Raw genomic sequence first — 24866 nt, 5'->3', positions numbered from 1 at the left:
CCAATCCGTTTGGATTGGGCTTTCGTGTTGTCAGTCCTGCGCCTGCTATGCGGCAAATTGCTCGAGATATTTTGAAAGATAAATTTTGTGCGCAATGGCAGACACATCGGCGCGCATGAGTTTGGTCTGCTGTGTCTGCGTACTGGCAGTGTCTGCTGGCGGCTCCGCGCCGTTGAAAACAGCATGCAGTGCATTCTCCAACTCCGTGCAGAAATAATCATATGCGGCTTCAAGCGGATAGCTGTCCAACTGGATCTGAATCAGCTTGCGGATGCCGTCAATCGACAGCACCTGCTTGGATGCAGCAATAAAGATCAGGTAGGCGATATGATCGCGGGTATATTTCTTTTTGACCGGGCGGCTGATGACACCCTGCTTGGCATAATTGTTAATCATTGACGCTGTCATACACTGCTGCGTATCCGCGTCAAACAGCGGGCTGAGAATCTGTTGGAGCACAGTAATCAACTGATCCAGATAGATCTGGATTTTCGGCAGTTCATGGAATCTGGGCAGTGTGTATTCCCGCATCTCCTGTGCCTTGTCTGATTGAATAAATGAATCCATTTTCCTTCCCCCTGTGATACGGTTTGTTTTCTTTATTATAGCATAACAGAGAAGAGGTTACAAGGAACTCAACAATCTGTCATCTTGTATTTAAAACCGCATGGCGGTTTGAAAGAGGCTGGCCGCTGCATCCTTGTTCCTCCACTAAAATTGTGCTATACTGAAAGTCCAGTCTGCTGTTTTGAAGGAGATCATCATGGAGCAAACAAGATTTGACATACAGTATGCTGCACTGCGCAGCGCGATTATTGAACGGGAATTTGAATCGCTCAATGACCGCCAGCGTGAGGCAGTTTTTCATACCGAAGGCCCTCTGCTTGTGCTCGCAGGCGCAGGCAGCGGCAAGACCACTGTCTTAATTCACCGCATCATCAATATCCTGCGGTTTGGGCGCGGTTATTCCTGTGAATTTGCACCGGAGGACGCAACCGAAGACGATTTGTTATTCCTGCGCGATTACCTGCGCCATCCCACGGAAGAAAATCGCATGCGCGCCGAGCTGCTATGTGCTGTCCAGCCCGCACGCCCGTGGCAGATTCTCGCCATTACATTTACCAACAAGGCGGCAAAGGAAATCCAGCAGCGCCTGGAGCGCGCAGTTGGCGAAGATTTTGCACGCGATATCTGGGCATCGACATTTCATTCCGCCTGTGTACGCATCCTGCGGCGCAACTGCGAAGCCATCGGCTACGACCGTTCGTTCACGATTTACGACGCGGATGACCAAAAACGTGTGTTGACCGCAATTATCAAGGGGAAAAAGTTAGACGACAAGGTCTTTGATGTCCGAACGATTGCCAGCACCATTGGACGTGCAAAGGACAATCTCCAGACGCCGCGCATGTTTGAGCTGGAAGCAGGAGACAACTATTATCAGATGACTGTCGCAGAAATTTATAAGGAATATGCCCGGCAGCTCAAGGAATCCAATGCAATGGATTTCGACGATATTATTATGAAAACCGTCCAACTGTTGCAGGGAAATCCGGACATTCTGGAGCATTATCAGCGCCAGTTCCGCTATGTTCTCGCAGACGAATATCAGGATACCAACCACGCACAGTATGTGCTCATCAGCCTGCTCGCAGGCGGCTATGAAAATATCTGTGTGGTCGGTGACGACGACCAGAGTATTTATAAATTCCGGGGCGCGACAATCACCAATATTCTGGAATTTGAGCAGCAGTACAAAAACGCAAAGACCATCCGTCTGGAACAGAATTATCGTTCGACACAGAATATCTTGAATGCAGCCAATGAGCTGATCCGCAACAACGCGCGCCGAAAGGGGAAAGAGCTGTGGACAGACAATGGAGATGGCGCAAAAATCCGCTTTCATCGTTCCGAGACACAGGAGGGGGAAGCGGAATACATTGCAGAAACCATCCTCGACGGCTTCTCTGAGGGAAACCGCTGGGGGGATTACGCGATTTTGTATCGCAATCACGTGCTGTCCAATAACATTGAATCTGCATTCAAACGCAACAGCATCCCGTACCGCATTGTCAGCGGCCTGCGCTTCTTTGACCGCGCCGAAGTCAAGGATATGCTTGCGTATCTGTGGGTTATCCTGAACCCGGCAGATGACCTGCGCCTGAAACGCATTATCAATGTACCTGCGCGCAAAATCGGCAATAAAACCGTAGAAACAGCCGCAACTCTCGCGGAACAGCACAATACGACATTGTTTGATATTGTATCCCATGCAGGCGAATATCCGGAATTAGGCCGTGCGAGCGCCGCACTGACTAAATTTGCAAATCTGATTCTCGATCTGCAAAAAATGTTGGAATATATGCCGCTGGATGAGTTCTATGAACAGGTCATGGAGCACACCGGATACCTTGCAGCACTCGAAGCCAAGGGGGATTCCGAGTCACAAGGGCGTATTGAAAACACGATGGAACTCAAGTCAAATATTGCGGAATATGCGCAACGCGAAGAAAATCCAACGCTGGGTGGATTTATGGAAGAAGTTTCACTGTTCACGGATATTGACCGCATGGACGCGGAAGCCGATGCAGTTGTCATGATGACAATGCACTCTGCAAAGGGATTGGAATTCCCGAATGTGTTCCTTGTTGGCATGGAAGAGGGAATTTTCCCGGGCTTCCGTGCAGTGGAAAAGGAGGAAGATCTGGAAGAGGAACGCCGTTTGTGTTATGTTGCTGTGACACGCGCAAAAAAACAGCTGTATTTGACCTGTGCGGAGCGCCGTATGATGTATGGCAGAACCCAATATTCCAGACCGTCCCGGTTTTTAGAAGAAATCCCGAAGGATTTTGTCGATTCCAACATTATGGAAACCAAGCGAGAAATTCTTGAAAAGCAGGAGTTTCAGCCGAATCCGAAATTTTACTCTAAGCGGGCACATGATATTTCAGGTAACATTCATACGAATACAGCAACCAAAAAGAAGCCGTCCAGTGTGGCGGCAGTTGATCTGAAGCCCGGAGATCAGGTTGACCACAAAGCATTCGGCCATGGCATGATTACGTCGTGCAGGCCGATGGGCGGAGATATTTTGCTCGAGGTGTCATTTGACAAGGTCGGCACAAAACGCCTGATGGCAAAGTCCGCTATGAATTTTATGACCAAACAGGATTGATTTATATTCTCACGGCAAGAGCGCCTGCATCCGCAGGCGCTCTTCATATGTAATTTCCGGCATTCTTCCAGCCAACAGAACTCCCTGAACGCACGGTTTTGGCTTTCTCATTCGCTGTCCGGACAGCAATAATTATAAGACCAAACGCAATAATTGCAATGGAAAACAGCCGATACACCTGATATGATAAGGAAAAGAGAAGTTAAACTTTGATTTATATAAAATATGCAGAACTGTTATTTATTACAACTACACAGAAGACGGAATGCTTCGCTGTTGACAAATGTCAGGCAGAAAAATGGGAGAAAAGAGGGCAGTGGGCTTCCACAACCTCATTTATAGAAAAGGAGAATTATCATGAAGGAAGTAAAAGTTGGTGTTGTCGGTCTGGGACGTCTCGGGTCTGTCTATGCCGAGAATTTAGCATTCAAAATTCCCGGATGCAAGTTAGTCGCCGCGTGTTCGCTTGATGAGAAGGAACTGGAATGGGCGAAGGATTACCTCAATGTTGATTTCGCCACGACCGACTACAAGAAAATGATTGATGAAGCCGACATCGAAGCTGTCGCTATCGTTTCGTCTTCGCCTGAGCACTGCTGGATGATCGAGTATACTTTGGACGCCGGCAAGCATGTATTCTGTGACAAGCCGCTCGGCTGCTCGCTCGAGGAATGCAAACGTGCCGAAGCCGCCGTCGAGCGTCATCCGGACAAAGTGTTCTTCCTTGGCTTTATGCGCCGCTATGATCCGTCTTATGCCCATGCGAAGGCGCAGATTGATGCAAACAAGATTGGTAAGCCTTATCTGGTCAAAGCAACCGGTCTTGATCCGGAAGCACTGGTCGAGAGCTGCATTAAGTTCTCAAAGACTTCAGGCGGTATCTTTATCGACGCGGCTTCGCATGACATCGACCTTATGCGTTGGTTCCTGGGCGGCGAGATTACCGAGGTTTATGCGGCTGGTACGACGTTTAAGCATCCGGAATTCACCGAAAACGGCGACACAGAGACCGGCATGGCGATGCTCAAGCTGGATAACGGTACGGTTGCTTTCCTGCATGTTGGCCGCACCGCGCCGCATGGTTATCACACTGAGACCGAGATCGTCGGAACCGAAGGCCACATTCGTGTTGCAGATGTACCTTGGAAAGATCGTACCATGGTATACGATCAGTACGGCGCACGGCAGGAGATCATTGAGAACTTCCCGCAGCGTTTTGCGGAAGCCTACCTGCTTGAGATGGTCGATTTCATCGATTGCATCCAAAAGGATCGCAAACCTGAGTTAACAGTATATGATGGTACGAAGGCGACTATTGTTACGTATGCGATCACGGATTCGTTCCACAGCGGCAAGGCCGTCAAGGTTGAATATTGATTCAAAAACATACAGACGAGCCGTGGTATCCGGTTTTGGATACCACGGCTTTTTTTCAGGAACCTGATTGTAACACTGACGGAAGAATTATGCAAAAAAGCTGTTATAAACCCTATAAAATACAATGAAAACAAATACAATATGGTTAAAAAGGAGACGTTTGAATCCACCTGACAAAAGGCATCGGAACGCGGGACAATTGTGGCAAACAAATCGATGACGGCAAAAGCGTGACAAAGCCGCACAAAATGCCTGATAGCAAAGTCAGCATAGTAAAAAGTTTTTGATGCAACTATAAAATCAATACTCGGAATCCAAATAAAAATTATAAATCCACAGCTCACGGCAATCCATTTAGAATTGACAGATGGCCGGACTGCGGATTTTTTTGATTTTATTTTAGGAATAACAGATTCGTAAACAAAACGGCAGACGGATTGTGACGAAAAAATAATGTGCAGACTGCAAACAAAAAACACGAAAAATTTCAAAATCCAATTCGTGGAAAATTTGGCTGATTTGGCCGGTTTTCCGGAAGACCCCTATCTCCAGTTGAACAAAATTTTTATTTTGTTCAACTCATAATATTGCTCCTCTGGGCGATCTCAAGCTTGAACTTGCCATGTCGATTCCATACGTTCTGAACTGTCTTGTTGCAAACTTATTGCAATCCGTTTCAAACCATCTTTCTGAGCAGTTCGGCACATACCTTTGGCTCAAACTGCTCAGAAAGCTTCTGCGTTTCCAATAGGTTCGAGTTGGAATTCAATAAAAAATCCAGACCCGCTGCTTGTCAGCAAGCCAGACGATTGATCCAGGACTCATGCGCATATTCGCTCTGCATATTTTCCGGCAGCAATTCCCCCGGTGAAATCGCAGCAACCATGCTGTCCAGCGAAATATTATATAGGCCGCTCAAAACACAGCAATCATAAATACTCGGCTCTCTCGTTCCATTTTCCCATTCGGAAATCATGGTAATGTTTCCATCGAAAAACTGAGCCAGACGCTCAATGGAATAGCCTGCTTCTTCCCGCAGGCTTTTTAATGTCTGTGCAATGCTGTTGTTCTTTTTCATATAAAACACCCTTTGATAGTATTATTTTGTCCTGCACAGTCCTTCGTGCAGTAAATTTTAGCTTGTTCTTATATAATTGCTAACGGAATTAGCAATTATGGAAAAAGAGTCGCCTACAGCCTGTAGCTGTAGGCAGCAATTCTTTCATGCTGTGCGAAAAACCTGTAGCAGCTTTTTTTGAAGCCGAACATATTCTTTGGCATCCTCTGGCCCGAGCAGTTCGAGCATCTTAACCAAATAGTCCAACATTTGCGCGCGATGTTCCTGCGCAGCCTGCATGCCGGCTTTTGTCAGGGTTACAATGATCTGACGGTTATCCTGTGTATCTGTTGTGCGGGTAATGAACTGTTGCTCCTCCAAATGATTGAGAATGGTAGCGATTCTTGCGGTACTCACCTTCATTCCTTTGCTGAGTTCCTTTGGATAGGCTTGATTGTTGTGAGATGACAGATAACCCAGAAGAAAAATTTCCCCTTTCATCATTTTTGACATCTGGCGCTCAACGGTCATCTGCGACATACTCGTTCGCGTCTGAAGCAGATCCTCTGCCAAAGCTGTATAATCCATATCATATTCTCCTAACGGAATTAGCTTTCTATGTTAGCAATTATAGTCGTCTTCCTCTCACTTGTCAATGTTACGTTTGTAAACAAATTTTGAATCTGTAAATCGTAACTATTGTCTCATTCCGTAGCCGATAAACCTTGCAATATTTTGATTGCGTGCTATAATAGTTCTAAATAGAACTTTTTTGGAGGTGATGGTGTGCTTTTCTGGGAAAATCAAAAAGTCATACACACGTTTTATATCCAGTGTACAAAACCTGTCTGTGCTGCATATGGCCTGACACAGATGGAATTTGATATTCTCATGTTTCTCCACAATAACCCGCAGCATGACACTGCTTCAGACATCGTAAAATTGCGAATGCTGACAAAATCTCACGTTTCTTCTGCGCTGAAATCGTTGGAAAACAAGCGGTATATCACAAAATCCTATCAAAACGGCAATCGAAAGACTGTTCATCTGGCCATAACAGAGGCGGCAGCAGACATCTTAAACGACGGTAAAACAGCACAAATGAAATTTGCACAACAATTGTTCCGAGGATTTTCCAACGAAGAATTTGAATTCTGTAAAGCGCTGTTTTCCCGTATGTACACCAATGCCCGTGATAACATCCACCCGGAGGTTTAAAAATGGAACTCTTTATTAAAATTTTTGTTTGTTTTCTGGCTGGTGCCGGCGCCGGTATTGGCACTGGCTTTGCCGGAATGAGTGCAGCTGCTGTTATCAGCCCGATGCTGATTACTTTTCTGGGTATTCCTGCGTATACGGCGGTTGGCATTGCACTGGCAAGCGATGTTCTTGCAAGCGCAGTCAGCGCTTATACCTACAAGAAAAATAAAAATCTCGACATAAAAAACGGACTCATCATGATGGTGTTTGTATTGCTCTTTACGTTGGTCGGCAGCTTTGTCGCAAGCCTTGTGCCGAATGCAACGATGAGCAATTTTTCCGTCTTTATGACCATGCTGCTCGGCATTAAATTTATTGTAAAGCCAGTTATGACCACCAAAGAGGCCATGGAATCAATTCCGCAAAGAACCAGGATGGTGAAATCTGTCATTGGCGGCATCGTCATCGGTTTTATCTGTGGTTTTGTCGGTGCCGGCGGCGGCATGATGATGCTGCTTGTATTGACCACAATGCTTGGATATGAATTAAAATGTGCAGTCGGAACCAGTGTATTTGTGATGACCTTCACAGCGCTTACGGGATGTGTCAGCCATTTTGCAATCGGCGGAATGCCCGATGCTCTGACACTGATTTTGTGTGTTGCCTTTACTTTTGTTTGGGCAAGAATTGCAGCAACCATAGCCAACCAAGCGCAGCCAAAGGTGTTGAACCGTGTAACCGGTGTTGTATTGCTTTTGCTCGGTGTAGTCATCCTCGGCGTCAATTTCTTCTGACTGTTTGAAAGCAACATTGCCGATTGACTTCCCCGTACCGTTTTCGCCTGTACTTTCTGAAAAAGTACCAGAGCGCTTCCCTACTGTATTGCATTGGAGCGACTGTACGATCTGGCTCATCAGACTGCATCCTGCATTCATATGATAGTCATGGGCGCACAGCAATTTATCAGCACATCCCTTCTTTTTTCACTATTCTTGTAGCATTTTCGCTCACTTGAATAGGTAATGAGGACATTTTTCGAAGAAAATAGTCGATTCTTTGTTTCTTTTGCCCAAATAAAACAGAGCATGAATTCCAAAGTGAACAGCAGGTATCATCATTTTTTTCCGAATACCGCTCGTTTATAATGAGATTCAGAAAGTAACAGGATATCACAAAACATTCTGGAACGAGACAAGGAGGATCCCTATGACTTCGAGAGAAAGAGTAATTGCTGCGATCAACCACCAGCAGCCGGATCGTGTTCCGATTGACTTCGGCGCAACCGGTCAGACCGGTATCAATGTATGTGCAGAATGCTCAAAGAGAAATATGGCGATAAGCTCGTATTCTGGGGCGGCGGTGTAGATACGCAGCGGATGCTGCCGTACGGTACGCCGGAAGAAGTTGCTGCGCAGGTAAAGGAGCGCATTGATATCCTGTCCAAGGGCGGCGGCTATGTCTTCAACACCATCCACAACATTGTCGGTGATACGCCGGCTGAAAACATCTGGGCAGCTTTCAAGGCAGCGCATGAATATAACGCCGAGCATTTCGGTTGAGTTCTTCTGCCTCTGGCTCCCTATATCAGAAATATGATGAATTGCCCCCCGGTAACTCCGGGGGGGGGTTGCTATATTTCCACAGCGATGCATACCGCAATATCTTTCCGCAAAAACTGTTCCAGAGGTGATTGTGATGAAACTGGAACTTCCCCTGGGTTTCGGGATGGCACTGGCGCAGAATGAAGCTGCTATGAAAAAATTTGAATCACTGACGGAATCAGAGAAGCTGGCGGTTCTTCAGAAAACACACAGCGTCCGTTCCAAACAGGAAATGCAACAGCTGGTGTCCAGTTTGGATGCACAGAGTGCGGTCGAATAAGATGCCCTCCCCGCGGCATACTATTTCCGGGGGTGATGATATGGCAAAGCAAACCGACAGGCCGGATCGGACAGATGATCTGCGCCTGAATCCAGAGCAGCGCCTGTGTGCCAAATTTGATGCAGTCAGTATTGCGAACTTCCCTGTCGCTTTGAGAGAAGAGATGGGTGTGCGTGTGCTGGATAACTGTGCAGAGGAGCATATCATGTAGCTCCCGCCGCCTTCTGGCGGCTACATAACTCCTCTGTAACATTGCGGCTTGCTGCGACATAATCTGATGTATAGGGGGTCGATGGTATGACGACCATGATCGCAACTGTGCGGGAGGTTCGTCCGAACAATTTACTGGTTCGTGACCGCCGCACATCACAGGAAGTCCTTGTTCACACATCTTTTGCACGCAGGTTCCGCCCCGGTGATGTAGTGCACGTTCTGTTCAGCGGTGCAATGACTATGAGCATTCCGCCGCAGATCACTGCAATGCACATTTTCAAAGTTGGCACCTGCCGATGCTGACCACAGATAAATAGCAGCCCGGCAGCCGGATTGGTCGCCGGGCTTTGCTTATGGGCTTTTGCCATCGCTGTTTGCCAAATTGATTTGCCAAATCAGCTCTGATATGATAAAATTATTCTGTTATGTTGAGGCTCTTCCATCAGAGAAGAGCCTTATCATATCTGTAAACTGATTTTTGCTTTGGGATTGCCTGAGACATATCTGAAACATACAGATAATGTCTGGCAAAACATGAGATTTATTTGTGCAGGGAGGAATTTCTATGCAGGACAATCGAATGCATCTGACACCGCGCCTGCGCATGATTATGGAGCAGGTGCCGCAGGGTGCGCGGCTTGCCGATATTGGCACGGATCATGCACTTATCCCGGCAGCACTGCTGCGCAGAAAGCGCATTGTATCTGCCATTGCGTCAGATATCCGAACAGGTCCGTTGGAAAGCGCCGCCCGCACAGCTGAACAATTTGGCTTTGAAAACGAAATTTCACTGCGGCTCGGTGCAGGATTATGTACAGTCACACCAAAGGAAGCCGATACCATTGTCATCGCCGGCATGGGCGGCGAAACCATTGCGCAGATTCTTGAAGAGGATCCGTGGGCGCTGGACGGTGAGCATTTGTTGCTCTTGCAGGCCATGACCGCACAGGCGCAGCTGCGACAGTATCTGGCGGCGCACGGAGGTATCATACAAAAGGAATCGCTGTGCCGGGAAGGAAAACGCATGTATACTGTAATGACCGTGCGCGGCGGCGGAGAATGCATGGAAAAAACACTGTCCGATTGTTGTATTTCGGATGCACTGTTGTGCGATCCCCTTGCGGCAGATTATCTGGCGCGTCTGCTCAGCCGGGAGGAAAAAATCTGTGCCTCGCTCGAAGCGGCACAACATCAAAAACCGGATGAGCTGGCACTACACCGCGGCAATGTCCGTGTATTGTCCGGCGAATTGGAGCAACTGGAAAAGGAGTGACAGATATGATTCAGGTAAAACAGGTATTGCAGTGTCTGGAACAGGCGGCACCGTATGAACTGGCGGAGAGCTGGGACAACGTCGGCCTGCTGGTCGGTGACCCGGAGGCACAGGTGGAAGGTGTGTTGTGTGCACTGGATATCACGGAAGCGGTTGTTGAAGAAGCTGCGGAGCGCGGCTGCAATCTGATTGTGGCACATCATCCGGTGATTTTCACTTCCGTCAGTCGTGTTACATCGGATACCGTGACCGGAAAAATTCTGATCTCGATGATTCGGAAAGGTATTTCCGGCATCTGCATGCATACCAATATGGACTGTGCGTCAGCAGGTGTCAATGATCTGCTCGCCGCGTCGCTCGGCCTGACCGATGTAGAAAATATGGAGGCGGGCGAAGGCGGAAATCTCGGCAGGGTCGGAAATTTGCCGCGCGACATGACGTTGGAGGAATTTGCAAAGCATGTGAAGCTTTCACTCGGTGCGGGCGGCGTGCGTGTTGCAGATGGCGGCAAACCGGTACGCCGTGTGGCAGTCGGCGGCGGCGCCTGCGGCAAGCTGATGGACTTCGCCGTGCGAAAAGGTGCAGATACCTTTGTCATTGGCGATTGCAGCTATGATATCATGATGAAAGCGCATGATATCGGGCTGAACTTGCTGGATGCAGGACATTTTCCGACGGAAAATCCGGTTGCCCGTGGCTTCCGTGATCTGATCGCGGAACAGTTTCCCAACCTTACGGTTGAGGTCTCTGATGTCCACTGCGACTGTATTTCATTTTATTAAATAAAAAAATAAGGAGTACTTCCCTATGCCATTAGATGCTGTGTGTCTGCTGGCCACTGTACGCGAAATCAGCACGCGCATGGCCGGTGGTCGAATTGATAAAATCTATCAGCCGGAGCGCGATGAGCTTGTGCTGTCTGTCCGACTGATGCGGGGCGGTGTCAAACTGCTGCTGTCTGTAGGTGCCGGAGCACCCCGGATGCATTTCATTGAAACCGGACGCGAAAACCCCGCTGCTCCCCCGATGTTCTGCATGCTGCTGCGCAAGCACCTGCAAGGCGCAAAAATTGTTTCTGTTACCTCTCCTGATATGGAACGCATGGCAATCATTGAGTGCGATACCGTAGACGAAATGGGTATACCGAGCAAAAAATATCTCGCCGTCGAGATGATGGGCAAATATTCCAACATTATCCTCTACGGTGAAGACGGACGCATTCTGGATGCCATTAAGCGTGTCGATGGCGATACTTCCGGCAAACGGCAGGTTCTGCCCGGATTATTTTACCGCATGCCGCCCCCGCAGGACAAAGTGAACCTGCTCGAGGTGTCTCAGGCAGGCATTGCCGCAGCAATCAAAAACGCGGATGATGATACGGCGGCAGACCGCTGGCTGCTCAGCCATTTCAAAGGACTGTCTCCCCTGCTCTGTCGTGAGTTGGCCTGCCGTGCCTGCGGCGAAACAGCCAAACCAATGTGTGACCTCACGGACGGCGAACGCAGCAGTCTTGCCGATGTGCTCGCAGATTTTGTCCAGATGATTGAGGACAACCGCATGAAACCATATCTGCTCACCCATGCGGAAGACGGCAGTGTCTTTGATTTCACTGTCATGCCAGTCACGCAATACGGCGATCTGATGCACAATCAACAGACGGATAGCTTTTCCCAGCTCCTCGCAGAATTCTACGAGAAAAAGAGCAGTATGGAACATATCCGTCGCCGTGCGCAGAATATGACCCACACGATACAAAATGCACGTGATCGCATGCGCCGCAAGCTGGCGGCGCAGCGGCAGGAGCTGAGCCGTTCGCAGAACCGCGACAAATACAAGCGCCGTGGCGATCTGATTACAGCGAATTTGTATCAGATTGAACCGGGTGCGCGCAAGGTACGCGTCATTGATTATTATGATCCGGCGTGCCCAGAGGTGGAACTGGATCTGGATATCCGCCTCTCTCCCCAGCAGAACGCACAAAAGCAGTTCAAACTGTATACCAAGGCGAAAAATGCCGAAGAAAAACTGACGGAGCAGATTGCGCAGGGCAAACAGGAGCTGGCTTATCTGGACAGCGTTCTGGAGTCCATTTCAGAAGCGGAAAATCTCACCGATTTGGCACAGATCAATGAGGAGCTCGTGAACACCGGCTATCTTTCCGCCAAGCAGGACAAGAAAAAACGCCGTCGTGCCAAGCCGGTACAGGGCAAGCCGTTTCATTACAGGACGAGTGATGGTTTCGATGTATTTGCCGGAAAGAATAACACACAAAACGATCTTCTGACATTAAAAACGGCATTTAAGAGCGACATGTGGTTCCATACACAGAAAATCCATGGTTCCCATGTCATCCTTGTCTGTGACGGGCGTGATCCCACCAATGAAGCGATGACAGAAGCAGCTGAAATTGCCGCCTGGCATTCGCAGGCGCGCGGTTCGGCACAGATCCCTGTAGATTATTCCCAGGTGCGCAACATCAAAAAGCCAAATGGTGCCAAGCCCGGCATGGTCATTTATCATGTCTATCAGACCGCTTTTGTCACACCAGATGAAAAGAAAATCGAAAAAATGCGTATCGAATGAGAAAATATCTTGTCGTTTGTGCTATTCTATGGCATAATTAAAAGAATAAATCTTATTGAGCGCAATGTGCATGCACATGCCAGTTCACGAAAGGAAAAAGGAGTATATTCGGATGAAGAATCATCAGTATGTTCTGATTATTGACTTCGGCGGACAGTATAATCAGTTGATTGCCCGCCGTGTGCGCGAAAACAATGTATATTGTGAGGTCAAGCCATATACAACCCCGTTGGAGGAATTAAAGGCGCTGAACCCAATTGGCATTATCTTTACCGGTGGACCGAACAGCGTATATCTGGAGGAATCTCCCCACATTTCCAAGGAAATTTTTGAATGGGGTGTCCCGGTTCTTGGTATCTGCTATGGCTGTCAGCTGATGGCCTATACACTGGGCGGCGAAGTCACACCGGCACAGGATGATTCCGCCCGTGAATACGGCAAAACCAAGACCTATTACAACACGGACTGCAAACTGTTCCAGGGTCTGCCGGAAGAGGGCATCTCCTGGATGAGTCACAGCGATTATATGGCACGTGTACCGGAAGGCTTTGCACTGGTTGCACATTCCGATGCCTGTCCGAACGTCGCAATTGCTGATGAATCGCGTGGTTTCTATGGCGTACAGTATCATCCGGAGGTCAACCATACCGAGCACGGTCAGGATATGCTGCACAACTTCCTGTATAATGTCTGCGGCGCAGTCGGTGACTGGACGATGGAGGACTACTGCAAAACTGCAATTGCCGCTGTCCGCGAGCAGGTTGGCGATGGCAAGGTACTGCTTGGTCTGTCCGGTGGTGTCGATTCTTCTGTTGCAGCTGCTCTGCTGGCAGAAGCGGTCGGCAACCAGCTGACCTGTGTCTTTGTTGACCACGGCCTGATGCGCAAAAATGAAGGCGACGAGGTCGAAGCCGCTTTCAAAAAGTGGGATATCAATTTTGTCCGCGCAGATGCGGAACAGCGCTTCCTCGACAAGCTGGCGGGTGTCACGGAACCGGAGAAAAAGCGCAAGATCATCGGCGCAGAATTTATCCGTGTCTTTGAGGAAGAATCCAGCAAGGTCGGTCAGGTTGATTTTCTGGTACAGGGCACTATTTACCCGGATGTCATTGAATCCGGCAAGGGCGATGCGGCTGTAATCAAGAGCCATCACAACGTCGGCGGCCTGCCGGACGATGTTCAGTTCCAGATTATTGAACCGCTCCGCATGCTGTTTAAGGATGAAGTTCGCCAGCTCGGCCGTGAGCTTGGTCTGCCGGAATATCTTGTCATGCGCCAGCCGTTCCCGGGCCCGGGTCTTGCAATCCGTATTATCGGTGAAATTACCAAGGAAAAGGCAGACATTCTGCGCGATGCAGATGCCATCTTCCGCGAAGAAATTGCCAATGCCGGTCTTCAGTATTCCATCAATCAGTATTTTGCGGTTCTGACCAACATGCGTTCTGTCGGCGTTATGGGTGATGCAAGAACCTATGACTATACGCTCGCACTGCGCGGTGTCACGACAACCGATTTCATGACCGCAGACTGGGCAAGAATCCCATATGAGGTACTGGACAAGGCATCGAGCCGCATTGTCAACGAGGTTGCCGGTATCAACCGCATTGTGTACGATATCACGTCCAAGCCGCCGGCAACCATTGAGTGGGAATAATTGCATAACTGAATTTATCGACCAATAAGTTCTAAAACAACCCTATTTCGCTTGAAACAATTGCTTTCTAACGAAATAGGGTTGATTTTTTTTGCTACACAAAATTGACTCATCCAAGTGTTGGCTAAAAAGAATGATAAGAGCACATACTGTTCCTGAGGTGATTTTATGGCAAAGCAAGGGATGAAACGTCCGGAGCGGACGCACACGCAACGCAGAAATGATGCGACACCGGTACCGGAGCTTCAGGGAAAAGCCAAGACTGGAAAAAGCAAAGCAAACCCCATCATTTCAGGGACTGTTCCCCCGTCACAAAAGGTATTCCACGCGCATCCGCACACAGCGGAAAAGCCAATCTCTGACATTTATTCTGTCATAGACAACGATCTTGCACGGGATAATCTGGAAAATGATATTCCGGAACCGGATCTTCCGTGACGTTCTGCTGAAAAGATGAGCCCTGAGATACAAATGCATCTCAGGGCCTTTTATGCATGATATTTGATATCAGAAATTAAAAGCTTGCGATATATTGTTAAAAGCAGCCTGACAGATAGTCTAATCAGTAATTTTCCTTGCGGACCTCAAAATAGCTCTGCGCATGTGCACAGACCGGACAGACTTCCGGTGCTTCCATGCCGACGACCAGATGGCCGCAGACGCGGCATTCCCACATTGTCTGTCCGCTCTTCGCAAAGACCTGCTTCATTTCTACGTTGTTCAACAGCTTGCGATAGCGCTCTTCATGTGCTTTTTCAATCGCACCGACACGGCGGAACTTTTCAGCCATTTCCGGGAAACCTTCTTCGTCAGCTTCCTTCGCCATACGGTCATACATATCCGTCCACTCGTAATTTTCGCCTTCTGCGGCAGCCAGAAGATTTGCAGACGTGCCACCGATACCGCCCAGAGCCTCGAACCACATCCGTGCATGCTCCTGCTCATTGCGGGCTGTCTTCAGGAACAGCTCTGCCAGCTGCTCATATCCTTCGTGCTGTGCGACTGCGGTAAAGAATGTATATTTATTGCGCGCCTGACTCTCGCCGGAAAACGCTTCTTCGAGATTTTTTTCCGTTTTGGTTCCGGCATACTTACTGCGGCTGTCTGACTTCTCGTCTTCTACCGGAACGAAAGCAGATGCCGGCTGTTTACAGCGCGGGCAGGTAAAGTCCTGCGTCATCGGGCCCTCATGAATATATCCACAAACAGTACATCTCCATTTTTCCATTGTCTGATTCCTCCAAATCTGTAAAAATAAAAACAGCGAGTAGCAATTCAACTGGATTTACGCAGTTACGCTACACGCTGTTTTTATTATATTACCAAATTTGCGTAGTTTTGTCAAACTTTTTTGTGTAAAACTTACATAAAAAGAAGGGCGACCCAATACTGCGCCGCCCTTCCGGTTTCGATTTGAAAATTAAGCCTTGCTTGCAAGGTAGTTGTTGATCTCCGTTACCAGCTCGTCCGCATTGGTGCCATGAACCATGCAGGCTTCCTCAATACTTTCACCCTGAGAATGCGGGCAGCCGAGGCAGTGCATGCCGATGTTGATAAAGAACTGGGCGGTATTGATATCAATTGCGAGAACCTCGCCGATCGTGGTCTGTTTGGAAATTGCAGCCATGGAAAATGACCTCCTGTGTTTTAGAAATAGATTACTTTAGTATTATACTGTCTCTCCGGATGTTTTTCAATACGCTGCAACTGAAAAACCAGAAAATCAGTCGGAAATTTTTATAAATTTCCAGCTGATTTTCTCACATATTTTTTTGATATTACTAATTTCATAAAAAAGCGTCCATCGATCAACGATAGACGCTTTTCGTTCTTATCTGTCTAATCAGCCCTCTGCCTTCATCTTGGCAAAGCACTCGCTGCAATAAACTGGGCGGTCGTTCTTCGGCTGAAACGGGATTTTTGCCTCTCCGCCGCATGCCGCACAGGTTGCGGTGAAATATTCACGCGGTGCCTTGGCTGCGTTCTTTCTCTTGTCGCGGCAAGCCTTGCAGCGCTGCGGCTCGTTCTGGAAACCACGCTCTGCGTAAAAAGCCTGTTCTCCGGCAGAAAAAACGAATTCCTGACCGCATTCCTTGCATACCAATGTCTTATCCTGATACATCATGATACCTCTCTGTGACTTGTCCTCCGCGTTCGCGGAAAGACTGAATTTTATTGCGCACAGGACGTTACCTGTGTTCGCCCAAAAATGTTGCGGCCTTCCGCCGGATGCGCTGGATTGCGTTGTCCACCGACTTTACGGGTTTGCCGACTTCTGCAGCCATTTCTTCATAGGAACAGCCGTCCAAATACAATGCGAGAACCCTGGCTTCGAACGCAGACAACAGAGACATCAGTTTCTGCTGTCTTTCCCGGTGCTCCTCCGCGCCGATGACCAGATAAGCCGGATCAGCAGCCGCGTGCGCCGTTTCAGTATTTTCGTCAAAAAGAGGGGTTTTTGCAATGCTCTCCGAATGATTGAGCGGTTCATGCTTGGCAGCGGAAGCCGCACTGACGGCGGAATAGATACGGCGCATAATACACATGCGCGCAAACGCCTCAAACGGCACGCCGCGTTCGGATGAAAATGCGCGCACCGCCTTGAGCAGACCGAGCATGCCCTCCTGAATCAGGTCTTCCCCGTCGCCTCCTGCCAGAAAATATGGACGGGAACAGGCCTTGACCACGCTGAAATAGCGTTCAACCAGCAGTTCTTCCGCAGTGCGGTCTCCCTGCTGTGCCAGCGCGCACAACTGTTCATCCGAGTAGTCTTCCATTGTGAGAGTTTCATTGCTATACATCATATTGCTTTGATTATACCCCATCGTTAACAATTTGTCAATAATATTTGTTCACTTTATCGACACAAAGCGAAATATACTCATATTTTTTGTGCGTTTCCGCCAAATGCCGTGTCTTATTTTATGCAGATACAAAAGAGAGGATACATTTCTGCATCCTCTCTGCACAAAATTGTGATCAAACAATAGACTCTATTACCTTTGCAACTGCTTCAGCGGCATTGTGTACCCGGGTTTTGTCCATGCCCTCGACCATGACGCGAACCAGAGGTTCGGTACCGGACGGACGAACCAGAATGCGGCCTTCGCCAAGACCCTGCTTCTCCTTCTCAATGGCCTCCTGAACCTCTGGGCGGTCAGAGATCGAATATTTGAGCGCCGTTGGAACCTGTACGTTAATCATGATCTGCGGCCACGGAACAACCTCAGATGCGATCTCAGACGCACGCTTACCGCTGTCCTTGAGCATTTTGAGGAACTGGATGGCGGTCAGTTCACCGTCACCAGTGGTGGCATATTCGAGGAAGATGATATGACCCGACTGTTCACCGCCCAGGATGTAACCGTTTTCCAGCATCTTCTCAAGCACATAGCGGTCACCGACATCTGAGCAGACGATTTCCATGCCGCGTTCCCGGGCATACGCATGCAGGCCCATATTGGACAGGATGGTTGCAACGAAAGCATTGCCGCGCAGTTTGTGCTGCTTTTTGAGTTCTGCTGCACAAACCGCCATAATACGGTCACCATCCAGCTTCTCACCCTTGTCGTCGACAATCAGGCAGCGGTCTGCGTCGCCGTCGAAAGCAATACCAACGTCATAGCCGCCCTGACGGACAAGCTCCTGCAACGCTTCCAGATGCGTTGAACCGCAGCGATCGTTGATATTGCAGCCATCCGGCTCATAATAGCGGATGGAAGCATCGAGATTCAGCTTGCGGAACAGACGGGATGCCGTTGCGGACGAAGCGCCGTTTGCACAGTCGACAACGACACGCAGACCCGACAGATCTCCATTGATGGTCTCGGCGAGATAGTCGGTGTATTCTTCTACCGGATCAATCTCCGATTTGATGACATGACCGATCTGTTCATGCGTCGCACGCGGCAGGTTTTCCACGTGATCGATGTACTCTTCAATGCGGGCCTCCAGTTCGTCGGAGAGCTTGTAGCCACTGCCTGCGAAGATTTTAATGCCGTTGTGTTCATACGGATTGTGCGAGGCGGAAATGACAATGCCTGCATCTGCCTTATGCTTGATGGTCAGATACGCAACAGCAGGCGTCGGAATGACGCCAAGCGACTCGACATCGGTGCCGGACGAGCAAATGCCGGCAATCAGCGCGGCTTCCAGCATATCGGAGGAAATGCGGGTATCCTTGCCGATCAGAATTTTGGTGCGGTGGTTGGTCTGCTGTGCCAATGCATATGCAACGGCGCGCCCGACCTTAAATGCCAGATGTGCGTCCAATTCGACATTGACGACACCGCGAATGCCATCTGTTCCAAAATACTTGCCCATGTTCATAACTCCTTCTATCTGATAAAATACTGTGCCGAATATAAAAACATATCGCACAATGTGAATTTTCTGTTTAATCGGTAAACCGCAGCTGATCCGGTGTCAGCGGCGTGTTCGGCCGGATGTCGAGATGATCGTAAGCCAACGCTGTGACACAGCGCCCGCGCGGGGTGCGGTTCAGAAAACCGATCTGCATCAGATATGGCTCGTATACATCCTCCAACGTGACAGCTTCCTCGCCAATCGTTGCTGCAAGCGTTTCCAGCCCAACGGGGCCGCCGCCGAATGTGGTCATGATACTGCGCAGCATGCGGCGGTCAATCGAATCCAGTCCAAGCTCGTCGATTTCCAGCGCACGCAGCGCGGTATCTGCCGCCTTCTGTGTGATTACACCGTCAAATTGTACCTGTGCAAAGTCACGCACACGACGGAGCAGACGGTTTGCAATACGCGGCGTGCCGCGCGAACGGCGCGCAATTTCATACGTACCTGCCGGATCGGCTTCGACCTGTAAAATATCTGCTGAGCGCGAAACAATCATTTGCAGCTCTTCCGGCGAATACAGCTCCAGCCGAAGCATGACGCCAAAGCGGTCACGCAGCGGTGAGGTCATTTGACCTGCACGCGTGGTCGCACCGATCAGCGTAAATTTCGGCAGGTCAAGACGAATGGAACGTGCGGACGGCCCTTTGCCAATGATAATATCCAGCGCATAATCCTCCATCGCAGGATATAAAATCTCCTCCACGCTTCGATTAAGACGGTGGATTTCATCGATAAACAAAATATCATTTTCGCTGAGATTGGTCAGCAGCGCTGCCAGATCCCCTGCCTTTTCAATTGCCGGGCCGCTGGTGACACGGATGTTGACATCCATCTCGTTTGCAATAATGCCTGCCAGCGTGGTTTTGCCAAGACCCGGCGGGCCGTACAGCAGCACATGGTCGAGAGGTTCACCGCGGCGGCGGGCCGCTTCGATAAACACCGACAGGTTATCCTTTGCCTTGGTCTGTCCGATGTATTCCGCCATCGTTTTTGGACGGAGGGACGGTTCACTTTCATCCTCCGGCGTCTGTGATGACGTCACGATACGGTCAGAAAAATTATCGTCAAATTCAATACTCATAGGGTTGTTTCCTCAGTTACTGCGCCGCCAGCTTTTTCAGGCAGGCGCGAATGAGATCCTCTGCGGACAAATCGTCAGAAACCGGCAGCCCTTCCATCGCCTGCATGGCTTCTGCCTGGGAATAGCCGAGCACCATAAGCGCGGAAACCGCCTCGCTCACAGCATTTGCCGTGCCTTCCGGCGCCGCAGCAGCCGTCATGACGAGACCGGAGCCTGCACCAATGTTCTCCTGTTCCTTGGCAAGCTTGTCCTTGAGTTCCAGACAGATGCGCTGTGCGATTTTCTTGCCGATGCCGGGTGCGCGTGTCAGAAATTTGGTATCTCCTGTAATAATAGACAGCGCAAGCTGGCTCGGGGGCGCACTGCTCAGAATGGCAAGTGCAGCCTTCGGGCCTACGCCGGAAACACCAAGCAGCATTTTAAAACAATTGAGCTCTTCCATTTCGGCAAAACCGTACAGGTCACAGGCGCTCTCCCGCACGCTCAGATAGGTATATAAGCGCGCTTTTTTGCCGCATTGCAATGCGGCGCACGTATTCTGCGATGTCCTGCACGCATAGCCGACGCCGCCGCAATCGATGACGGCAAGCTCCTGCTCAATCAGCGCAACTGTGCCTTCCACATAATAAAACAAAGATGACTCCTTTTCCGTTCCGAGGGGTAGGGCTGTTACAGCCCCAGTTTCTGCCTGGTCAGCTGAGAACCGGCGGCATGTGCATGACAAATGGCCAGCGCAAGCGCGTCAGCAGCATCATCCGGGCGCGGCATGCGCGGCAGCTTCAGCATGACGCGCGTCATCTCCATCACCTGGCGCTTTTCGGCACGCCCATAGCCGACGACGGACTGCTTGACCTCCGAGGGCGTATATTCTGCCGGCGCAATGCCTCTCTGTGCACAGGCAAGCAGAATCACCCCTCGGGCATGACCGACCTGAATGCCGGTCGTGATATTGGTATTAAAAAACAGCTCCTCCACTGCAACCGCATCCGGATGGAATGTGTCCAGAAGAGTCAGCATATCGTCATAAATTTCTTTCAGCCGCAGATGCAGCGGGATGCCGGCGGGTGTGGTAATCGCACCGTGGCGGATATGCGTGAACTGTGCGCGTTCATACTGCACGACGCCATAACCGACAGTGGCATAGCCCGGGTCAATCCCCAGAATAATCATATATCCCTCCTGCTTCCGCATGCTGTACCATTAGTGTACCACAACTTGCCCGATATCACAAGAAATTCCCGCTTCTGCCGCCGGAAAAAGTGCAGATTGCACATTACACACCGTACCCGGCGCGGCGGATGCGCTCAGCAGCGAGCAGGATGCCTGCCTTGCCGGAAGGATATGTCAGACCGCCCTGCATATAGCAGACATATGGCTCGCGCATCGGCGCATCCGCAGACAGTTCAATGGACGCGCCCTGTACAAATGCGCCGGCTGCCATAATAACCGGATCATCGTAACCCGGCATATCCCACGGAACCGGCGTCACGTAGGAATCAACCGGTGCGCCGGCCTGAATGCCCTCGCAGAATTTGCACAGCGGCTCAGGTGCGCCGAACGCAATTGTCTGGATAATATCATGTCTGGTCTCTTCCGGCAGCGGATGCACCTCAAAGCCCATCATCTGCATGACTTTAGCACAGAAAATTGCGGTCTTGAGCGCCTGTGCAGTTGTATGCGGTGCAAGGAACAGGCCCTGATACAACAGACGATTCTGCCCCATTGTGCAGCCGCACTCGCCGCCGATACCCGGTGCAGTCAAACGGTAGGACGCGTTTTCAATGAGATCCTTTCTGCCTGCGATATAGCCGCCCGTCGGCGCAAGTCCGCCGCCCGGATTCTTAATCAAGGAACCGGCAATGATGTCTGCACCGACCTGAGTTGGCTCAATTTCTTCGACAAATTCGCCATAGCAGTTGTCGACCATGATGACAGCGTTCGGATTTGCCGCACGGACTGCCGAGCAGACCTCTCCGATCTGCTCACAGGACAATGTCTCACGCACGGCATATCCCTTACTGCGCTGGATAAAGACCAGTTTGACGTCGGGGGCTGTGGCTGCTTCCACAATGGCCGGGATGTCCGGCAGACCATACTTCATCTCCACTTGGCGATAGCCGATGCCGTACTGCTTCATGCTGCCTGCCATGTCACCGGTAATGGTATTCATCAACGTGTCATATGCCGGTCCGGTCGCGGACAGCACGACATCTCCGGTTTTGACAGCGGAAAACATCGCGCAGCACAGCGCATGCGTGCCGTTGACAAAGCCAATGCGCACCAGAGCCGCCTCTGTTCCGAAAATATCGGCATAAATTTTGTCGAGCGTATCGCGGCCTTGATCGTCATAGCCATAACCGGTCGTACCTGCAAACATACTCTCGCCGACACGATTTTTGGAAAATGCTGCGAGAACCTTTTCCGTATTGCGCTCACTGATCTCATCAATGCGGTCAAACAGAGGGCGAATGGCTTTTTCTGCGTCGCATCCAAGCTGACGCACTTCGGGTGAAATATCCAAATAATTCATAATTTCTTCTCCATCATCTGATGCGGGCATCCTTCGTCGTCATAGCATTCGCCAAACGGCTGGAACCCGTTTTTTTCATAAAATTTCATTGCACGGCACTGTGCACCGAGCACCAAACGCTGCGCGCCCAGTGCGCGTGCCTTTTCGCAGCACGCCGTCAAAAGCGCCGATCCGCTTCCGCCTCCGCGCTCCTCACGGAGTACTGCCACACGCCCGATATGCATGTTGTGATTGCTTCCATCGGAAAACAGACGCGCCGTGCCAATTGCCTTGCCATTCCGACGGAGCAGCAGATGGTAGCTCTGCCCGTCCAGCTCGTCGAATTCACTGCAAAAGCCCTGTTCCTGCATAAATACCGCTTCGCGGATATGCGCCGCCTCCGGCGGAAGCTCACCATACCTGCTCCAGATACAATCCATAAAAATCCTCCCGGTTCCGTCAAAAAGGACGGCGCATTGCTGCAATCCGTCCTTTTTTGTTATTCAGTATCCTCTGGCAACAGGGATGTACCGTCCGGCATGACAAACAGCGATGCAGACGGCTGTTCCTGCTCCATCTCATCGACGACTACACTGCGCACAAGCTCACTGCCGCGCGTATAATCCGCCTGAATCAGCAAGCCACTGACCGCTGAAATCCAATAGGTCAGACTGTAGCCGGTTTCCGCATCCGTGACCGTTGCATAAATACATGACACACCGCCAACTGTACGCAGACCTGCCTCCGTGATTTCCTGCGGGTCTTCCGCAACCAATGTTTCATAGGTCGGAATCATGCTGAGATCATCGGATGTGACCGTGCCGGTTGCACCGGTGTATTGCGCAGAACCAGTACGCTGCCATGCAAAATAGCTGCCGCCTTTGACCGCTTCAAAGCGCTCAGCAGTGCCGTCTGCGTCATCATATTCCGTCAGACACACGCCGTCCCGCACATACTGCATCGCATGGATTTCCTTCCATGCACCGTTCCAGTACAGCGTATTGGTGACCGATGCAGAATACGACTCCGGCCGGGCGAGGCTTGCAACCACCTGCTGCACGTTTTCCTTTGTGATATCTGCACTTGTCAGTTGATACTGTGTCTGCTCGGTAATCACATCATGCACATCCGCGCCGCTTCCCTTCGGGAGTACAATGCCGGCGGAGCTGCTGCCCGGCAATGCCGCAGCGCAGAACACTGCGAGCGCGATTGCTGCAAGAAAAACCACCCACGCCGCACGGCGTGGCGTTATTTTTTTTACGGATTTATTAGGTGCATCCTGTGTTTCCGGTTGTTCCGTTGGTTTTTCTGTCATTTTCTGACGCTCCCGTTACGGACGGAATTCATCCGGCAGCTCGGAAATCTGTCCGAAATAATGCCGGATCATCTGCACAATGCGGCGCGAAGTCTGACCGTCACCGTACGGATTGACCGCATGTGCCATTTTCTGGTATTCCATGTTGTCATCCAGCAGCGTGCATGCCATCGAATAGATGGTCTCTTCTTCCACACCGGCGAGACGAACGGTACCTGCCTCAATGGCCTCCGGCCGTTCGGTTTCACGGCGCAGGACGAGTACTGGCTTGCCCAGACTGGGCGCCTCTTCCTGCAATCCGCCGGAATCGGTCATCACCATATAGCTGCGTCCCATCAGATTGTGCATCTCATCGACCGAAAGCGGCTCGATCAGATGGATGCGTGCGTGACCGGACAGATAGTTTGCCGCAGTTTCACGCACATATGGGCTGAGATGCACTGGATAGACGATATCAATATCCTCATAGGCGTCTGCAAGGCGGCGCAGCGCGCGCATGATATTTTCCATCGGCTCGCCGTAATTTTCGCGGCGGTGCGCCGTGACCAGAATCACGCGGCGGTTTTGATAATCCAAATGCTCCAGTGTTTCATCGCGAAAACGGAAGGACGGATTGACCGTCGAATGGATGGCATCGACGACGGTGTTGCCGCATACAATAACGCCGTCCGTAATGCCCTCTGCCGCCAGATTTCTGCGATTGCGTTCGGTCGGGGCAAAATGCAGGGTGGCAATCTGTCCGGTCAGCTTACGGTTCATCTCCTCCGGGAATGGGGAGTATTTATCAAACGTGCGCAGACCGGCCTCGACATGTCCGACCGGGATTTTGTGGTAAAATGCCGCAAGTGCACCCGCGAACGTCGTAGACGTATCGCCGTGGACCAGAACGATGTCCGGCTTTGCCTGCTCCAAAACTTCGTCCAGACCGGTGAGCGATTTCGTGGTGATCGTTGCAAGGGTCTGACGCGGCTGCATGATATCCAGATCATAGTCCGCCTTGAGGTGGAAAATATCCATGACCTGGTCGAGCATCTGCCGGTGCTGCGCCGTGACGCAGACAATCGACTCGACACCTTCTGTGCGCTCCAGCTCATGCACGAGCGGCGCCATCTTAATCGCCTCCGGCCGCGTGCCGAAAACGGTCATAACTTTGATTGTTTTCATTCTGTTTTCCTCCGCA

Annotated in this window: 29 protein-coding genes; 14 read left to right on the top strand and 15 right to left on the bottom strand. The window is 50.4% G+C overall.

Features of this window, described 5'->3' with window-relative positions; genetic code table 11:
* Positions 1–45: 45 nt before the first annotated feature.
* Positions 46–567 carry a DUF1836 domain-containing protein gene (locus tag CBW42_RS11110; RefSeq protein WP_087021411.1) on the bottom strand — a complete coding sequence of 174 codons (522 nt, stop codon included), beginning with the start codon at positions 565–567 and terminating at the stop codon, positions 46–48.
* Between the two features lie 196 nt (positions 568–763).
* On the opposite strand from CBW42_RS11110, the gene CBW42_RS11105 reads away from it, so the two are divergent.
* Both CBW42_RS11105 and CBW42_RS11100 read left to right on the top strand, forming a co-directional pair.
* The gene (locus CBW42_RS11105; RefSeq protein WP_087021408.1) at positions 764–3175 is read left to right on the top strand and encodes an ATP-dependent helicase; all 2412 of its coding nucleotides are present in this window, start codon (positions 764–766) and stop codon (positions 3173–3175) included.
* 357 nt (positions 3176–3532) lie between these two features.
* Positions 3533–4552, top strand: a complete 1020-nt coding sequence (locus CBW42_RS11100; protein ID WP_087021405.1) for a Gfo/Idh/MocA family protein — start codon at positions 3533–3535, stop codon at positions 4550–4552.
* Positions 4553–5345: 793 nt separating this feature from the next.
* Here the strand turns inward: CBW42_RS11100 and CBW42_RS11095 are convergent.
* Both CBW42_RS11095 and CBW42_RS11090 read right to left on the bottom strand, forming a co-directional pair.
* Positions 5346–5630, bottom strand: a complete 285-nt coding sequence (locus tag CBW42_RS11095; protein WP_087021402.1) for a helix-turn-helix domain-containing protein — start codon at positions 5628–5630, stop codon at positions 5346–5348.
* 144 nt (positions 5631–5774) lie between these two features.
* The gene (locus CBW42_RS11090) at positions 5775–6197 is read right to left on the bottom strand and encodes a MarR family winged helix-turn-helix transcriptional regulator (RefSeq protein WP_087021399.1); all 423 of its coding nucleotides are present in this window, start codon (positions 6195–6197) and stop codon (positions 5775–5777) included.
* A 198-nt stretch (positions 6198–6395) separates the two neighbouring features.
* Between CBW42_RS11090 and CBW42_RS11085 the strand changes: the two genes are divergently transcribed.
* From CBW42_RS11085 to CBW42_RS11040, 12 genes are all read left to right on the top strand, one after another.
* Complete coding sequence (locus CBW42_RS11085; protein ID WP_242969859.1) at positions 6396–6827, top strand: MarR family winged helix-turn-helix transcriptional regulator; 432 nt, start codon at positions 6396–6398, stop codon at positions 6825–6827.
* Between the two features lie 2 nt (positions 6828–6829).
* Positions 6830–7603, top strand: a complete 774-nt coding sequence (locus CBW42_RS11080) for a sulfite exporter TauE/SafE family protein (protein ID WP_087021395.1) — start codon at positions 6830–6832, stop codon at positions 7601–7603.
* A 412-nt stretch (positions 7604–8015) separates the two neighbouring features.
* Positions 8016–8174: a hypothetical protein gene (locus tag CBW42_RS14730; RefSeq protein WP_165761152.1), complete on the top strand. Its 159-nt coding sequence runs from the start codon at positions 8016–8018 to the stop codon at positions 8172–8174.
* Entirely contained in the window at positions 8123–8368 is a 246-nt protein-coding gene (locus CBW42_RS11075; protein ID WP_242969858.1) for a uroporphyrinogen decarboxylase family protein, read from the top strand. The genes CBW42_RS14730 and CBW42_RS11075 overlap by 52 nt, the downstream gene beginning before the upstream one ends.
* A 136-nt stretch (positions 8369–8504) precedes the next feature.
* Positions 8505–8690 carry a hypothetical protein gene (locus CBW42_RS11070; protein ID WP_087021392.1) on the top strand — a complete coding sequence of 62 codons (186 nt, stop codon included), beginning with the start codon at positions 8505–8507 and terminating at the stop codon, positions 8688–8690.
* Between the two features lie 40 nt (positions 8691–8730).
* A complete protein-coding gene (locus CBW42_RS14725) occupies positions 8731–8901 on the top strand; it encodes a hypothetical protein (RefSeq protein ID WP_165761151.1) in 171 nt (56 codons plus the stop codon).
* An 86-nt stretch (positions 8902–8987) separates the two neighbouring features.
* Positions 8988–9206, top strand: coding sequence for a hypothetical protein (locus CBW42_RS11065; RefSeq protein ID WP_087021389.1), 219 nt, complete (start codon positions 8988–8990; stop codon positions 9204–9206).
* A gap of 262 nt (positions 9207–9468) precedes the next feature.
* On the top strand, positions 9469–10176 hold the full coding sequence (locus CBW42_RS11060) for a tRNA (adenine(22)-N(1))-methyltransferase (RefSeq protein WP_087021386.1): 708 nt from the start codon (positions 9469–9471) through the stop codon (positions 10174–10176).
* Positions 10177–10181: 5 nt separating this feature from the next.
* Positions 10182–10958, top strand: coding sequence for a Nif3-like dinuclear metal center hexameric protein (locus CBW42_RS11055; RefSeq protein ID WP_087021384.1), 777 nt, complete (start codon positions 10182–10184; stop codon positions 10956–10958).
* A 25-nt stretch (positions 10959–10983) separates the two neighbouring features.
* Entirely contained in the window at positions 10984–12759 is a 1776-nt protein-coding gene (locus tag CBW42_RS11050; protein WP_087021381.1) for an Rqc2 family fibronectin-binding protein, read from the top strand.
* A gap of 112 nt (positions 12760–12871) precedes the next feature.
* Positions 12872–14413, top strand: a complete 1542-nt coding sequence (gene guaA / locus CBW42_RS11045) for a glutamine-hydrolyzing GMP synthase (RefSeq protein WP_087021378.1) — start codon at positions 12872–12874, stop codon at positions 14411–14413.
* 168 nt (positions 14414–14581) lie between these two features.
* Positions 14582–14851, top strand: coding sequence for a hypothetical protein (locus tag CBW42_RS11040; RefSeq protein ID WP_087021375.1), 270 nt, complete (start codon positions 14582–14584; stop codon positions 14849–14851).
* Positions 14852–14975: 124 nt separating this feature from the next.
* Here the strand turns inward: CBW42_RS11040 and rbr are convergent, their stop codons facing one another.
* The 12 genes from rbr to wecB form a co-directional block, all read right to left on the bottom strand.
* Positions 14976–15641, bottom strand: a complete 666-nt coding sequence (rbr, locus tag CBW42_RS11035) for a rubrerythrin (RefSeq protein WP_087021372.1) — start codon at positions 15639–15641, stop codon at positions 14976–14978.
* 192 nt (positions 15642–15833) lie between these two features.
* The gene (locus CBW42_RS11030) at positions 15834–16040 is read right to left on the bottom strand and encodes a DUF1858 domain-containing protein (RefSeq protein ID WP_087021369.1); all 207 of its coding nucleotides are present in this window, start codon (positions 16038–16040) and stop codon (positions 15834–15836) included.
* A 216-nt stretch (positions 16041–16256) separates the two neighbouring features.
* Positions 16257–16535, bottom strand: coding sequence for a zinc-ribbon domain containing protein (locus CBW42_RS11025; RefSeq protein WP_087021780.1), 279 nt, complete (start codon positions 16533–16535; stop codon positions 16257–16259).
* Between the two features lie 67 nt (positions 16536–16602).
* Positions 16603–17190 (bottom strand): sigma-70 family RNA polymerase sigma factor, encoded by a 588-nt coding sequence (locus tag CBW42_RS11020; RefSeq protein ID WP_087021366.1) that lies wholly within the window; start codon positions 17188–17190, stop codon positions 16603–16605.
* Between the two features lie 202 nt (positions 17191–17392).
* A complete protein-coding gene (gene glmM / locus CBW42_RS11015) occupies positions 17393–18736 on the bottom strand; it encodes a phosphoglucosamine mutase (protein WP_087021363.1) in 1344 nt (447 codons plus the stop codon).
* Positions 18737–18809: 73 nt separating this feature from the next.
* Positions 18810–19862: a Holliday junction branch migration DNA helicase RuvB gene (gene ruvB / locus CBW42_RS11010; RefSeq protein WP_087021360.1), complete on the bottom strand. Its 1053-nt coding sequence runs from the start codon at positions 19860–19862 to the stop codon at positions 18810–18812.
* 16 nt (positions 19863–19878) lie between these two features.
* Positions 19879–20496 carry a Holliday junction branch migration protein RuvA gene (ruvA, locus tag CBW42_RS11005; protein WP_087021357.1) on the bottom strand — a complete coding sequence of 206 codons (618 nt, stop codon included), beginning with the start codon at positions 20494–20496 and terminating at the stop codon, positions 19879–19881.
* A gap of 35 nt (positions 20497–20531) precedes the next feature.
* The gene (gene ruvC / locus CBW42_RS11000) at positions 20532–21032 is read right to left on the bottom strand and encodes a crossover junction endodeoxyribonuclease RuvC (protein WP_087021354.1); all 501 of its coding nucleotides are present in this window, start codon (positions 21030–21032) and stop codon (positions 20532–20534) included.
* A gap of 103 nt (positions 21033–21135) precedes the next feature.
* A complete protein-coding gene (locus CBW42_RS10995; protein ID WP_087021351.1) occupies positions 21136–22392 on the bottom strand; it encodes a methionine gamma-lyase family protein in 1257 nt (418 codons plus the stop codon).
* Entirely contained in the window at positions 22389–22811 is a 423-nt protein-coding gene (locus CBW42_RS10990) for a GNAT family N-acetyltransferase (protein WP_087021348.1), read from the bottom strand. The genes CBW42_RS10995 and CBW42_RS10990 overlap by 4 nt, the downstream gene beginning before the upstream one ends.
* A gap of 59 nt (positions 22812–22870) precedes the next feature.
* The gene (locus CBW42_RS10985; RefSeq protein ID WP_087021345.1) at positions 22871–23686 is read right to left on the bottom strand and encodes a hypothetical protein; all 816 of its coding nucleotides are present in this window, start codon (positions 23684–23686) and stop codon (positions 22871–22873) included.
* A 15-nt stretch (positions 23687–23701) separates the two neighbouring features.
* Positions 23702–24850, bottom strand: coding sequence for a non-hydrolyzing UDP-N-acetylglucosamine 2-epimerase (gene wecB / locus CBW42_RS10980; RefSeq protein ID WP_087021342.1), 1149 nt, complete (start codon positions 24848–24850; stop codon positions 23702–23704).
* Between the last annotated feature and the right edge of the window lie 16 nt (positions 24851–24866).

The sequence above is a fragment of the Butyricicoccus porcorum genome (assembly GCF_002157465.1).
GTDB lineage: Bacteria > Bacillota > Clostridia > Oscillospirales > Butyricicoccaceae > Butyricicoccus_A > Butyricicoccus_A porcorum.
This window is presented reverse-complemented; position numbering and strand designations above follow the sequence as displayed.